12 protein-coding genes and 1 pseudogene are annotated in these 12,934 nt (G+C 58.0%); 8 read left to right on the top strand and 5 right to left on the bottom strand.

From position 1 onward, the window contains the following. Position 1: 1 nt before the first annotated feature. Genes AKU94_RS08545 through AKU94_RS08555 form a run of 3 tightly spaced genes read right to left on the bottom strand, consistent with a single transcriptional unit; the run spans position 2 to position 3,329 of the window. On the bottom strand, positions 2-2,086 hold the full coding sequence (locus tag AKU94_RS08545; protein WP_050526873.1) for an MlaD family protein: 2,085 nt from the start codon (positions 2,084-2,086) through the stop codon (positions 2-4). Then, the gene (locus AKU94_RS08550) at positions 2,083-2,718 is read right to left on the bottom strand and encodes a paraquat-inducible protein A (RefSeq protein ID WP_050526874.1); all 636 of its coding nucleotides are present in this window, start codon (positions 2,716-2,718) and stop codon (positions 2,083-2,085) included. Before AKU94_RS08550 ends, AKU94_RS08545 begins: the two co-directional genes overlap by 4 nt. Next, complete coding sequence (locus AKU94_RS08555) at positions 2,685-3,329, bottom strand: paraquat-inducible protein A (protein ID WP_232295728.1); 645 nt, start codon at positions 3,327-3,329, stop codon at positions 2,685-2,687. Before AKU94_RS08555 ends, AKU94_RS08550 begins: the two co-directional genes overlap by 34 nt. Positions 3,330-3,529: 200 nt before the next feature. Between AKU94_RS08555 and xylB the strand changes: the two genes are divergently transcribed. The 3 genes from xylB (at position 3,530) to AKU94_RS08570 (ending at position 6,653) form a co-directional block, all read left to right on the top strand. Then, positions 3,530-4,993, top strand: a complete 1,464-nt coding sequence (xylB, locus tag AKU94_RS08560) for a xylulokinase (protein ID WP_050526876.1) — start codon at positions 3,530-3,532, stop codon at positions 4,991-4,993. Positions 4,994-5,021: 28 nt separating this feature from the next. Continuing rightward, complete coding sequence (locus tag AKU94_RS08565) at positions 5,022-6,053, top strand: GDP-mannose 4,6-dehydratase (protein ID WP_050526877.1); 1,032 nt, start codon at positions 5,022-5,024, stop codon at positions 6,051-6,053. A 105-nt stretch (positions 6,054-6,158) separates the two neighbouring features. Continuing rightward, positions 6,159-6,653: a Dps family protein gene (locus AKU94_RS08570; protein WP_050526878.1), complete on the top strand. Its 495-nt coding sequence runs from the start codon at positions 6,159-6,161 to the stop codon at positions 6,651-6,653. Positions 6,654-6,705: 52 nt separating this feature from the next. Here the strand turns inward: AKU94_RS08570 and AKU94_RS08575 are convergent, their stop codons facing one another. Continuing rightward, positions 6,706-7,509 (bottom strand): response regulator, encoded by an 804-nt coding sequence (locus AKU94_RS08575; RefSeq protein WP_050526879.1) that lies wholly within the window; start codon positions 7,507-7,509, stop codon positions 6,706-6,708. Between the two features lie 125 nt (positions 7,510-7,634). On the opposite strand from AKU94_RS08575, the gene AKU94_RS19165 reads away from it, so the two are divergent. From AKU94_RS19165 to AKU94_RS08595, 5 genes are all read left to right on the top strand, one after another. Continuing rightward, on the top strand, positions 7,635-7,793 hold the full coding sequence (locus AKU94_RS19165; protein WP_083445008.1) for a NepR family anti-sigma factor: 159 nt from the start codon (positions 7,635-7,637) through the stop codon (positions 7,791-7,793). After that, positions 7,790-8,350 (top strand): RNA polymerase sigma factor, encoded by a 561-nt coding sequence (locus AKU94_RS08580; RefSeq protein ID WP_050526880.1) that lies wholly within the window; start codon positions 7,790-7,792, stop codon positions 8,348-8,350. The genes AKU94_RS19165 and AKU94_RS08580 overlap by 4 nt, the downstream gene beginning before the upstream one ends. Beyond that, the gene (locus AKU94_RS08585) at positions 8,350-10,134 is read left to right on the top strand and encodes a sensor histidine kinase (RefSeq protein WP_050526881.1); all 1,785 of its coding nucleotides are present in this window, start codon (positions 8,350-8,352) and stop codon (positions 10,132-10,134) included. Before AKU94_RS08580 ends, AKU94_RS08585 begins: the two co-directional genes overlap by 1 nt. Further along, the gene (locus AKU94_RS08590) at positions 10,131-11,669 is read left to right on the top strand and encodes a phospholipase D-like domain-containing protein (protein WP_050526882.1); all 1,539 of its coding nucleotides are present in this window, start codon (positions 10,131-10,133) and stop codon (positions 11,667-11,669) included. Before AKU94_RS08585 ends, AKU94_RS08590 begins: the two co-directional genes overlap by 4 nt. Before the next feature lie 106 nt (positions 11,670-11,775). Further along, complete coding sequence (locus AKU94_RS08595; RefSeq protein ID WP_050526883.1) at positions 11,776-11,973, top strand: CsbD family protein; 198 nt, start codon at positions 11,776-11,778, stop codon at positions 11,971-11,973. Positions 11,974-12,098: 125 nt separating this feature from the next. On the opposite strand, the pseudogene AKU94_RS08600 reads toward AKU94_RS08595, so the two are convergent. After that, positions 12,099-12,934 (bottom strand): annotated as a pseudogene (locus AKU94_RS08600) (IS3 family transposase); the annotation flags it as partial.

Consider the following 12,934-nt stretch of genomic DNA (forward strand, 5'->3'; position numbering starts at 1 on the left):
ATCAACGTCCTAAGATAAGGGAATTTGGGTTGCGCTCGATCGTGCGGGCAAGTTGTGCCACGGATTTGGCCGCCGCTTTCAACTCTCGCAGCAGATCGAGCGTTTCGGAATTGAAGGTTGATCGGTCGCCATAGGCCGACAATAGCGCATCGGCCTTGGAGACGACCTGATCCAGCTGTGCGGTGACATCGGGGAAATCACGCGCAGCTTGGGCAACCGCATCGGCGGCCTCGCGGGCCGAGGCCAGCGTTGCATTGGTGTTTGCGACCGCGCCACCCTCGCGCAATTCGCGCAAGGAGGCCTGTACCTCGGTCAGTGCCGAGGCGAGGGCGGGCGGGATATCCTTGATGCCCTCGGCGCCGATCAGCGCATCGGTGCTGTTCATCACACGGGTGACGGCGGCGATCAGCTCTTCGGCTTGCAGCTCGTTTACCTTGGTTGCGATGCTGCGCAGATCCTCGATCAACGCAGGCAGATCCCCCGAGGCGGCGGCGATATCGGCCGAGGCCTTGTCAACGCTGACCAAAGCGCTGGAAAGCTGGTCAACCGCGCCACGCTCTTTCAACTCGGCCATGATGCTGCGCAGATCTGCGATCACGCCGCGCACTTCGGCGGGGATGGCCTGGGTGTCCTCTTTGCCAATCAAGCCGCGGGCATCGTCGATCAGGCCCAAGATCGCATCGGGGGCAAGCTGGGTGCTTTGCGATGTCGTGATCGCCTCTATCGAGGCCATCAGCGAGATGGTCTGGTTCATCACATCCTCGATCGGGAGGTTGTTGATGCGTTGCAAGACCCCTTCGGCGGTCGCGGTGAAATCGGGCAGGTCGGAAATAACGCTCGGGATGATCGGCGTGCCGTCCCCGTCCTCGCCAAGCTCAGCGGGGGTGGCATCCTCAACATCGGCCAGCTCCACTTTCAGGGCGGCGCTAAAGATGCTGGTCGTGGACAGGCGCGCGCGCACCCCTTCGGCAACCAGTTTTGCGATGAACGCTTGCGTGGTCTCGGCGTCGGCATCGGCATCAAGGCCCAAGGCTTGCGGGTCGATGGAAATCACAGCCCGCATGTTTACCGCACTCCCCTTATCGGTTTTCACGATAAAGGCACCGATGCCGCTAACCTGCCCGATGCGCAGTCCGCGAAACTCCACCGGCGCACCAGAGGCAAGCCCGCTGATGGATTCACGGAACACCACCGACATCTTGACCGAATTGGCGCTGAGCTGGGTAAAGACGCTGTCGCGCGCGGCGGTTTCATTGGCAAAGAGGCGGATGATGGTATCATCGGTGATAGGCTCACCACCGCTGACCATATTTTCAAAGGCGACCCCGCCAGTCAACAACGACCCGAGGCTGGCGACATTGAGATCCAACCCGCTTGGCCCAAGCGTGACCGAAAACCCCGCCATGTTCCAGAACCGTGAATTTGTGTTCAGGAACTTGTCATAGGGCGCGTTGATAAAGGCTTCGACATCGGTGCTATCGGCGGTTTCCGACAGGCGGGGGGTGTCAAGGCGGCCCACCTCCATCCCTCGAAAAAACACCGGTGCGCCGGCGGTCAGGCTGGTCCCGTTCTTGGAGCGGATCTTGATACGCGTGCCCTCATGGCCGGGACGGATCAGTGGGGTTTCGGACAACCCCTTGAATTCACGCGCGTCCGAGGATGTCGTCGGGATCCATGCGGAATCGATATAAACGCCCGAAAGCACGGTCGACAGCCCGCTGATGCCGCGCGCGCTGACCTCGGGCCGCACGACCCAGAACAGGGTGTCGGGGCTGAAGGTTGCGGCGACATCCTTGTCAATTCGTGCCGCCACGATCACCTTGGACATATCGGATGAGAAGTTCACCTCTTCGACCGCGCCGATGATCACATCACGGTAGCGGATGGTCGTATCCTTGGGGGTGATCCCGGCAGCATCCTGAAAGACGATGGTGATCAATGTGCCCTTGTTGCTATAGCTTTGCCACGCAACACCAAGGGACACGATCAGCGCCAGCACCGGCACCAGCCACACAAACGACAGGTTGCGCCAGGGCGAGCGCTTTGCAGGGCTGACATCCATTTCCGGAACCTCGGGCTGTGTCATTGGTCTTGATCCTTGTCAGCGTCCCAGATCAGCCTTGCATCAAAGCTTTGGGCCGAGAGCATTGTAAAAGCAACGGAGAGGGCAAAGCTTACAGCCGCGATACCGGGATGGATGCTGGCCGCCGAACCCAATTGAACGAGTGCGGTCAAAATTGCAACGACAAAGACATCGATCATCGACCAGCGCCCGACAAATTCGACGACTTCATAGACTTGGTGACGCAGATGCGCGCTGCTGCGATGCGGGCGGCCGATCCCCAGTGCCAGATAGGCAATGGCAAGGAATTTGCTGGCGGGGATAACGATACTGGCAAAAAATACGATACCCGCAATGCCCAGCGATCCGTGGTGCAGCAATTCCACGATACCGCCCAGCAAGGTGCTTTCGGACTGGCTGCCCAAGGTGGCGGTTTTCAGCATCGGATAGGTATTGGCGGGGATAAAGGCGATCACCCCCGCAATCCACCACGCCCAGACCTTTTGCAGGCTTTGCGTATCACGGCTGGCAAGCGTGGCTCCGCAGCGCAGGCATGTTTTCACGCCTGCGGGATGAAGCTTGCCGCAGGTCGTACAGCTGACCAACCCCGCCTCGCGGGCGGTCAGGTAGTTCCGCGCGTTTCCAGGGTTTTCCATATGATCAGACTGCTCATGAAGTTATCTTGAAGGATGGTGATCAGGACGAGGGCGGCAAAGGCCCAAAAGGCCGGCCCAATGGTCAGCGTGGCCAGCCCCCCGACCTTGACCAAGGCGACCGCCACACCAACGATGAACACCTCGGCCATCGCCCAGGGCTTGAGGTATTCCGCAAGACGAAAGGCCCGCGTCGCCCCGCGCACCGGATGATGCCCCAGCGCCATCGGGGCCACCGTATAAAGGATCGCGGTCAGACGTGTCAGCGGCAAGACCACGATCAGCGCGGCCATCGCCAGCGAGAGCGGCACCATCAACCCGTCCGAATAGGCAAGGATCGTATCGATCACCGAGGCCTGTTGGCGCAGGCCGTGGGTCTCGATCGTCAGGAAGGGAAAGCTGATGGCCGCCATCATCAGGATTGTGGCCGTGATCGCCAGCATCACGATCCGCGTCATCGCATTGGGGCGGGGGGTCGCCAGAACATGGTGGCAACGCTTGCATCTGCCGCGCCCGCCCTGCGGAATGGTCGAGAACCGGTGCAATGTATCGCAAACAGGGCATGCCACCAAATCCGTCAGATCGGTGCCAAGGCTGTTGTGTGCGAAGTTCAATGCGTGTTCCATCAACGCCGTTTATAGTATTTTCCGGCCCCTGCAAAGCGACAACCTCGTGATGCAGGGGGCACTATGCCCGCGGCTTTGCCGTCTGGCGAAGAGCGGTTGAACTGGCTGCGGTTCTGCGGCACTCTGTGCGAAATTATACGTTGGCCAGCAATTGCATGGCTGGTCACCCCAAAACAGAAATCCTGTATATGAGCTTTCTCGGCATTGATATTGGTACCTCGGGGCTGCGCGCCTTGCTGGTTGATGAGGGTGGTGCAGTGCTCGGCACGGCAGAGCAGCATTATACCACATCACATCCCCATTCTGGCTGGTCAGAGCAAGACCCCGCGGTCTGGATCGCGGCGCTGGAAGGGGCGGTGGCGCAGCTTCGTCATCGCCCCGAATTTTCCGGGCTTCGTGGCATCGGCGTGGCCGGGCATATGCATGGGGCGGTCTTGCTCGATTCCGATGACAAGGTGCTGCGCCCCTGCATCCTGTGGAACGACAGCCGCAGCCATACCGAGGCCCATGCGCTGGACGCCCGCCCCGAGTTTCGCGCCATCAGTGGCAACATCGTCTTCCCCGGCTTTACCGCGCCCAAACTGGAATGGCTGCGCAAGCATGAGCCTGATGTTTTTGCACGCGTTGCCAAGGTCTTGCTGCCTGCGGCCTTCCTGAACCTCTATCTGACGGGCGATCATGTTGCGGATATGTCGGATAGTGCGGGCACGTCATGGCTAGATGTCGCAGCGCGCGATTGGTCAGAAGTCTTGTTGAAAAACAGCCATATGCGCGCCGACCAGATGCCACGGTTGGTTGAAGGCAGTACAGAGGCGGGCGTGCTGCGCGCCGCGCTTGAGCGTGAATGGGGGCTTGCAGGACGGGTCAGCGTTGCGGGCGGGGCGGGGGATAATGCGGCGGCGGCCTGTGGTTTGGGTACGATGCATGAAGGGCAGGGGTTTGTGTCGCTAGGCACCTCGGGCGTGGTGCTGTTGGCGCGCGACAGGTTTTGCCCCGCCCCGCAAAATGCCTTGCACAGCTTTTGCCATGCGGTGCCGGATCGCTGGTATCAGATGGGGGTCATGCTGGCGGCGGCCGATAGCCTGACGTGGCTGTCCTCTATTACCGGTGCGAAGCCGCAAGTGCTGACCGAGGCACTGGGTTCCCAGATCAAGGCACCGGGACCAGTGGGGTTTTTCCCTTATCTTTCGGGAGAGCGTACGCCGCATAATGATGCGACGATCCGCGCAGGGTTCATCGGGATCGGCAAGGACAGCAGCCGCGAAGACCTGACCCAAGCGGTGCTGGAAGGCGTCTGTTTCGGGTTGCGCGATTCATTCGAGGCGATCACCGCCACGGGCGCGCGTATCGACAGGCTCTATGCCATCGGTGGGGGCAGTGCCTCGGTCTATTGGCTCTCATTGCTGGCGACGGTGTTGAAAACGCCGCTGCATATTCCCGAAGGCCGTGAATTTGGCGCGGCCCTTGGGGCGGCAAGGCTTGGCATGACTGCGGCGTTGGGCGCCAATGTCGCGCAGGTCATGCACCCCGCCCCCACAGCGCAGGTGATAAAACCTGTTGCAAGCCTTATTGATGCCTTTGACGCGGCTTATGCCGATTTTCGTGCGGGTTACGCCATTTTGAAATCCCATCCGAGGGCGGGCCTGCAATGACATGTGCCGAGTGTAAGAGGATGATTTCATGACCGAACAAACAACTGCCGGCAAGATATTGATTACCGGAACCGCGGGGTTCATCGGTTTCCATCTGGCACAACTTCTGCTGGCTGAGGGGTTTGAGGTCCACGGCTATGACGGCATGACCGATTACTATGATGTCACCCTAAAGCAGCGCCGCCACGCGATGCTGCAACAGAACCCGAATTTTGCCGCCACCGAAGCCATGCTTGAGGACGCGGAAACATTCGATGCCGTCGCCGATGCGTTTCAGCCAGATATGATCGTCCACCTCGCAGCGCAGGCAGGTGTGCGCTATAGCCTTGAGAACCCGCGCGCCTATCTTGACAGCAATATCATCGGCACCTTTACGGTGATGGAGGCCGCGCGGCGGCTGAAGGTACAGCATTTGCTGATGGCCTCAACCTCATCGGTTTACGGGGCGAATGACGTTATGCCCTTTGTCGAAACGGAAAAGGCCGATTTGCCGCTGACCATCTATGCCGCGACCAAAAAGGCGAATGAGGGGATGGCTCATGCCTATGCCCATCTGTGGGATATCCCGACAACGATGTTCCGGTTCTTTACCGTTTACGGTCCTTGGGGGCGGCCCGACCTCGCGCTTTATAAATTTGTGGATGCGACCCTCGACGGTCGGCCGATCGATATTTACAACAATGGCGAGATGTACCGCGATTTCACCTATATTGATGATCTGGTGCGCGGTATCCGGCTGTTGATGGATGCGATACCGCAACAACCCGCCAGCAAGGAGGATATCCCCGCATGGGACAGCCTTTCACATGCGGCCCCTTACCGTGTGGTCAATATCGGCAATTCCGACAAGGTGCGCTTGCTGGATTTTGTCGATGCGATCGAGGACTGTCTGGGCAAGAAAGCGATCCGCAATTACATGCCGATGCAGATGGGCGATGTGCCTGCCACCTGGGCAGATGCAACCTTGCTGAAAGAGCTGACAGGGTACCGCCCCCAGACCGATTTCCGCGACGGTATCGCGCAATTTGTTGATTGGTTCCGCGATTACTACGGCAAGTAACGCGCGTCCCCCATGACGGAACCGGGCCCGCTTAGGCTGCGTTGTATTGACAAGGTGGGGCGAGCAGCCTTGCCAGCAATATGCAACAATGCGGAAGGAAACCCTATGTCAGACGAAATGAACGTCACACCCCAAGCGGATAAGGTCAAAACCGGCATCACGAAAACCAAGGCTTTGGCGGATGGCCTGACCAATGCTGTGGCGGATACATACCGGCTTGTTTTCAAGACCCATGCCTATCACTGGAATGTTGAGGGGCCGATGTTCTTCTCGATCCATCATCTGACCGAGGAGCAATATAACGATATGTTTGCCGCCGCCGATGTGGTGGCCGAACGTATTCGCGCCTTGGGGCATCTGGCACCGATGTCGCTCTCGGCGGTGATGGAGATGTCGGTGATCAAAGACCTAAAGGAAACCCCGTCAGCGCAGGAAATGGTTGAGGATCTTGCAAAAGACCACACCACTGTTGCTCGCCGTTTCCATGAGTTGATCACATTGGCCGAAGAAAACAACGACCCCGTTACCGCTGATCTGGCCACGGCACGTTCAGCATTTCATGAGCAGGCCGCGTGGATGCTGCGCGCCACATCCAAATAGGGCGGCATATGAAAAGGCCCCCGATACACGGGGGCCTTTGCGCAAGGAGGATTTATGCGTGCAGCGTTTCGGTGCTGGCAAAGAACATCGCCTGACTGACGGCCGAACGCACCTGATCCTCGGAAAAAGGTTTGGTGATCAGGAAAGCAGGCTCTGGCTTGTCGCCTGTCAACAAACGTTCCGGGAAGGCTGAGATGAAGATCACCGGAATATCGGCGAATTGCGCCAGAATGTCATTCACCGCATCAATCCCGGATGAGTTGTCGGCCAGCTGGATATCGGCCAAAATCAGATCGGGCTTTTCAGAGGCTGCAAGGGTGACCGCCTCGGTACGTGTACGCGCAATGCCGGTCACTGAATGGCCCATCTCTGCGACGATGGAACTTATGTCCATGGCGATAATCGCCTCATCCTCGATGACCATTACACGTCCGGCAAGGGCGGCCTCCATCTCTTCCATGGCGACCGCGATCAGGTGAAGCGCCTCTTCGGTGCCAACACCCATGATCTGCCCGACCTCGGCGGGGGTGAACCCCTCGATGGCCTTGAGAAGCAGCGCCTCGCGGGAATTCGGGGTCAGATTGGCCATATGAGCCTGTGCGATAGCGGAAAACCGGGTGTCGGCTTCGCCTGTCGGGGCGCCTGCGCTGGACCAGACGATATGGAAGGCGTGGAACAGATCCACGCGCGCATCGCCGGTGATCGTGTCGGTGTTTTCCAGAACCGCCTCAAGCGTAGCGGCGGCATAGCGGTCACCGGTTTCCTGGCTTCCGGTCAAGGCCCTTGCATAACGCCGCAGGAAGGGCAGCAATTTGCCTATGGTGGCGGCAAGATCGTCGCTCGCGGTATGTGGCATTTTTATCCTCATTAATATCGATGATTGTTTTTTCCCGATTTCATGGGAACCAAACGCATCGTACCGTGTTTGGTTCCCATGTATATTGCGAAACAAGCGCCGGACCAGCGGAAAGAAATATTAACATGCCTGATAGTGAGCCAAAAGCGAAATTACGCCAGCAAATCGACCAGAACCTGAAGCGTGTCTATCAAGAGGCGCTAGAAGAGGATGTGCCGGACCGCTTTAAGGACTTGCTTTTAAAGCTGCGTGACAAGGACAAACTGCGTGAGGCGAAATCATGAATGACGAACCCGATAGCTGTGATCCGCGCGACGAGATTGTCCAGTTCCTGCCCCAGATGCGGGCTTTTGCCATCAGCTTGACCCGCAATGTTCCGGCGGCTGACGATCTGGTTCAGGACACGATCGTCAAGGCGTGGACGAATATCGACAAGTTCAAAACCGGCACCAATCTGCAAGCCTGGCTTTTTACGATCTTGCGCAATACGTTTTATTCAAGCCTTCGCAAACACAAACGTGAGGTTGCGGACTCTGACGGGGTGCATGCGGGCAAGCTCTCGGTGAAGCCGGATCATGACGGCAAGCTGGCCTTTACCGATTTCCGCCATGCGTTTGACCAGCTTTCGGCGGAACATCGTGAGGTTCTTATTCTGGTCGGTGCGTCCGGCTTTACCACGGATGAGGCTGCCGAGATGATGGGCATTGCCCCCGGCACTGTCAAAAGCCGCACCAGTCGTGCCCGCAAACATTTGGCAGAGCTGTTGCATCTGGTTGACGGGGAAAGTGCCGTTATCGACGGGTTGGAGGGTCTGGTCCCTCGTGGGATGGACGCTGCTTGATGCCGATGGATATTGCTGCGAAATGGTTTCCGGCCTCGCAGCGCCTTGGCGTTCGGCTGGCAACCTTGATGGTTGTGGCACTTTTGCCTTTGGGCATCGTGGCATATCTGCAAACCAGCAATCTGACCCGAGAGGCGAAGGGGCGTTCTGACGAGGCTTTGATGGGCCAGACCTTGCGCGCAGCTTTGGGCGAGATCCGGGTGATCAGCCGCGCCGAAGGGTTGGTTGCGGGGGCTGCGGCAAGCTTGCCGACCGTGATCGGGGACAATGTTGCCTGCGTTGCACAGTTGCGCAGGTTGGCGGGGGATATGCCTGAATTGAGCCTGCTTTCTTTTGTGCCCGAGGACGGGCGTATGACCTGCTCTTCGAGCGGCGAGAGCTATGATTATTCCGATGTGCCGCTTTTCAAGACGCTGGTTGACGCACGCGAGCCCACGTTCACAATGACAGGGCAGGGACCGGTTTCGCGTACCTCGGTAATCGGTATCGTGCGCCCGATATTTGACGCGCAGGGCAGCTACCTTGGCTATCTTGGTGCATGGTTGCCACACTCCCGGCTGCGGATCCTGAAAGATAGTTCCGGTGAGGACGAGCAGAACGGCGTCAACTTTTGGTCGTTCAACCGCGCTGGTGAGGTACTGACAGCCAGCATGGGCTTTGACAAGGTTGCAGCGACAGTTCCGGCCACCAGTGATCTTGCCGCTTTTGCCGGCGAAAAAGCGAGACTTTTCAACAGCATTTCGGGTGCCGGAGAGCGGCGGACATATGCGACCCTGCCGGTCGTGCGAGATGAGCTTTATGTTATGTCAAGCTGGATCAATCCACCCAATGCCAACCGCAGCTTTCTGGGTGTGCGGCCGATGTTGTTCCCGATCCTGATGTGGGTGGCGGGGCTTGTCGTTTCCATCTGGGCGGCGGAGATTCTGGTGGTGCGTCATGTGCGCTCTCTCAACCGATCCATCGCCTCTTTTGCGCATGGAATGCGCAGGCACCCCAATCTGGTGTTGAAAGACGCGCCGCTGGAATTGCGCGAAATGGCGCAGGCCTATACGGCGATGACCGATGATATCATCCGCAACGAGGCAAGCCTTGAAGACGAGGTGCATCAAAAAGAAGTGCTATTGCGCGAGGTGCATCACCGGGTCAAAAACAACCTGCAACTAATTGCCTCGATCATGAATATGCAAATGCGCCAGGCTCGCACGCCAGAGGCCAAAAGCCTGTTAAAGAGCCTGCAAGAGCGGGTGATGAGCTTGGCGACTATCCACCGCGGTCTTTATCAGACCACCGGGCAGTCGGATGTACATGCGCAAGAATTACTGACCGACATTACCCGTCAAACAGTGTCGCTTGCTTCTGCTCCGGGTCGACAGATCGACGTGGATACGGATTTTGACGATATCCTGCTTACCCCCGATCAGGCGGTTCCGCTGTCCTTGCTGATGACCGAGGCGCTGACCAATGCGTTGAAATATGCGCGTGGGGTAGACGGCGCTGTTCCAACGCTCTCCATCAGCTTGAAGCGGATCGAGGATGGCCGAGTGGTCTTGCGGCTGGTCAACAGCATTACAGAACCCGACGCCTTGCGTGATGGTGAGGGGATGAATACCAGCACCGGACTTGGCGCACAGTTGCAAACGGCCTTTGCCCAACAGATCGGCGGTACATTGAGTCAGGGCCGGGAAGGTGATAACTATCGGCTGGAAGTGATTTTCAGGGTGTCGGATTTGATGAAAGCAGAAAACCGCGCAGCTTCTGATGCGGATGAGGCCGATCCGTCGTGACCACGCAGATCTTGCGGGCCGCCCATGTGACCGCGGCCGAAGCCTATCCCGCGCTTGAGGAGCATTTCCTCGATGCCAAAAGCAGCGTTTTGGCAAGCTTTATGGTATTTGACCTTTCAACCCGCCTGCGCTCTGTGCGGGGGCGGGAGGTCGGGGCGACATGGTTCGATCTTATCCATCACACTTTGGCGCGGGGGGTGGATATTTCGATCTCGGTCAGCGATGTCGACCCGATTGGCCGCCCCGAAATGCACCGTGCCGCGATGCGCACTCGCCGCATGTTTCTGGCCGCCGCAGGTGTCAGCAATCATCCCGGCAAGCTGGAATTGAAAGTGCTGCGCCATTCCGCGCAAACCGGCAGGCTGATCCGTCTGGCAATCTGGCCCTATATCCTAAAACGGCTTTACGGCGTGGCCAAATGGCTGAACGCATTGCCCGAGGCTGAACGGACCGCGGCGCTGCGCGATATGCCGGGGATGGCCCGGATGCTGATCTCGTGGCGGGGAAAGCTTTGGCCATGGCCCTTTGTGCTGCCCGCACTTTACCCTTGTCTGCATCATCAAAAGCTGGCGGTCTTTGATGAAAACCTGCTGTATATCGGCGGGCTGGATTTGAATGAGCGGCGGTTTGACACGCCGGAACACAATCGGGACGGCGACCAGACCTGGCATGATGTACAGATAGAGGTGACAGGCGCGGGAGTGGATGCCGCCGCAGCGCATCTGCGTGGGTTTCATACCCATACTGCGGGAACAACGGCCCCCGCGCCTGAAACGCCGCCCTTCCTGCGCACAGTTTCCACACGTCGGCGGATCAACTGGGCACATTTCGGTCCGCATCACAGGGTCCATGAGCTACATCAGGCGCATCTGGACGAGATCGCGCGGGCGGAACAGTTGATCTATATCGAGACCCAGTACTTCCGTGACCGTGCTTTGTCGCGTGCCTTGGCGCGTCGGGCCCGTTCGGCACCGGATTTGCGGTTGATCCTGATCCTGCCCGCCGCCCCTGATGACGTCGCCTTTGAGGGCAAGCGCGGGTTCGATGCGCGTTTCGGCGAATATCTGCAAGCGCGCGCCCTGCGCCGCCTGACGCGTGCATTCGGCAAGCGTGTTTTGGTGGCCTCGCCCGCGCAAAAGCGGCAAGCGGCTGGGGACGGTCCTGACCGGTTGAATGGTGCGCCTTTAATCTATGTGCATTCCAAGGTTTCGCTGTTTGACGATCGCGCGGCGATTGTCGCCTCGTCCAACCTGAACCGTCGCAGCCTGTTTTGGGATACCGAGGCTGGCATCCGGCTTGATGCACCACAAGACGTCGCCAAGTTGACGGGGCGCGTGCTGCGCCATTGGTGGCCAGAGAACGAAATCCCTAAAGATGAAACTCCGCGCGCGCTTTATGATCGCTGGCGCCATGCGGTCTGGGCCAATGCCCAATGTGCGCCATCCGACCGTAAATGCCTGCTTTTGCCGCATGATATCGCACGGGCAGAGGCCTTTGGAAAACCGGTTCCGATCGTTCCCGAAGAAATGGTTTGATACGCCGGTGTTTCACGGCTGCAAGCGGGAACCATAGCCATACTGCCGTGTTATCCCTGTATAGAAGGCCAGCGCAGTGCAGGCCGTTTGCAAGGAGAAAGACCCGATGAATATGGATCAAATCAAAGGCAAGTGGAAGCAGATCAAGGGCGCCGCAAAAGAGAAATGGGGCGAGCTGACAGATGACGAGCTTGACCAGATCGAAGGTAACCGTGACCAACTGGTTGGTAAGGTGCAAGAACGCTATGGCCGCTCCAAGGAGCAGGCAGAACAGGAAGTGGATGAGTTCCTCAACAAATCCTGATCTCGTGTTTTTCTAACGTGAATATTTGGAATGGCCCCCGCATCCAAAAGAGATGCGGGGGCCATTTACTTTGCAGATGGTACGATGGTAATCTCCCCATTTTTAATGGGGTCCAGCCATAGAATTCATGCGGCTGTTTTCAATTTCATTGCGGGAGTTATGCCGCCGATGCCCCGCTGTCCGGCAACGGTTTGCAAGCAAACCGTGAGAGGAATGTTGGGCCGCTCGTTGTTGTAAGTCCAGAGCCATTCAGTCGCCTGGTCTTGTGCCTCCTCAATCGTTTCGAAGATGTATTGTCCCAGCCATTCGCCGCGAACGGTGCGATTATAGCGTTCGATATAGGCGTTTTGCTGAGGCTTGCCCGGCTGGATGTATTCGAGCCGCACATTGTGTTTTTCAGCCCATTCCATAAGCTTTCCACTCACATATTCTGGGCCGTTGTCGACTCGAATTGCCTGAGGTTGTCCGCGCCATTCGATGATCTGGTTTAAGCTTCTGACAACTCTCTCTGCGGGCAGCGAGAAGTCCACTTCAATACATAAGCCTTCACGATTAAAGTCATCCAGCACGTTCAATGTCCTGATCGAACGCCCATCTGCGAGCTGATCAGCCATGAAATCCATCGACCATGTCTCATTGGGTCTGTCAGGCACAGCCAATGGCTCGGGTTTATCACGCTTCAGGCGCTTCTTTGGCTTGATCCGCAGGTTCAGCTCCAGTTCACAGTAGATCCGGTAAACGCGTTTGTGGTTCCAGCCATAGCCTTGGACGTTGCGCAGATACAAAAAACATAGGCCAAAGCCCAGGTTCGCTTATTCTCGGTCAACCGTTCCAGCCAAGCGGCGATCTCCTCGTTCTCGTCGCTCAGGATTGGGCGTACCGGTAGCACGTCTCGCTGATCTCAAACGCACGGCAAGCCAACGCAATGCTGACCCCGTTCTGCGCGACCGCATTCCTGGCC

The sequence above is a fragment of the Pseudorhodobacter aquimaris genome (genome assembly GCF_001202025.1).
Taxonomy (GTDB): Bacteria; Pseudomonadota; Alphaproteobacteria; order Rhodobacterales; family Rhodobacteraceae; genus Pseudorhodobacter; species Pseudorhodobacter aquimaris.

Bases quoted from the DNA above. Each gene is read 5' to 3' on its own strand.
- AKU94_RS19165 (WP_083445008.1), top strand. From the start codon at position 7,635: ATGCCTGATAGTGAGCCAAAAGCGAAATTACGCCAGCAAATCGACCAG.
- AKU94_RS08545 (WP_050526873.1), bottom strand. From the start codon at position 2,086: ATGACACAGCCCGAGGTTCCGGAAATGGATGTCAGCCCTGCAAAGCGC.
- AKU94_RS08550 (WP_050526874.1), bottom strand. From the start codon at position 2,718: ATGGAAAACCCTGGAAACGCGCGGAACTACCTGACCGCCCGCGAGGCG.
- AKU94_RS08565 (WP_050526877.1), top strand. From the start codon at position 5,022: ATGACCGAACAAACAACTGCCGGCAAGATATTGATTACCGGAACCGCG.
- AKU94_RS08575 (WP_050526879.1), bottom strand. From the start codon at position 7,509: ATGCCACATACCGCGAGCGACGATCTTGCCGCCACCATAGGCAAATTG.
- xylB (WP_050526876.1), top strand. From the start codon at position 3,530: ATGAGCTTTCTCGGCATTGATATTGGTACCTCGGGGCTGCGCGCCTTG.
- AKU94_RS08570 (WP_050526878.1), top strand. From the start codon at position 6,159: ATGTCAGACGAAATGAACGTCACACCCCAAGCGGATAAGGTCAAAACC.
- AKU94_RS08595 (WP_050526883.1), top strand. From the start codon at position 11,776: ATGAATATGGATCAAATCAAAGGCAAGTGGAAGCAGATCAAGGGCGCC.
- AKU94_RS08580 (WP_050526880.1), top strand. From the start codon at position 7,790: ATGAATGACGAACCCGATAGCTGTGATCCGCGCGACGAGATTGTCCAG.
- AKU94_RS08585 (WP_050526881.1), top strand. From the start codon at position 8,350: ATGCCGATGGATATTGCTGCGAAATGGTTTCCGGCCTCGCAGCGCCTT.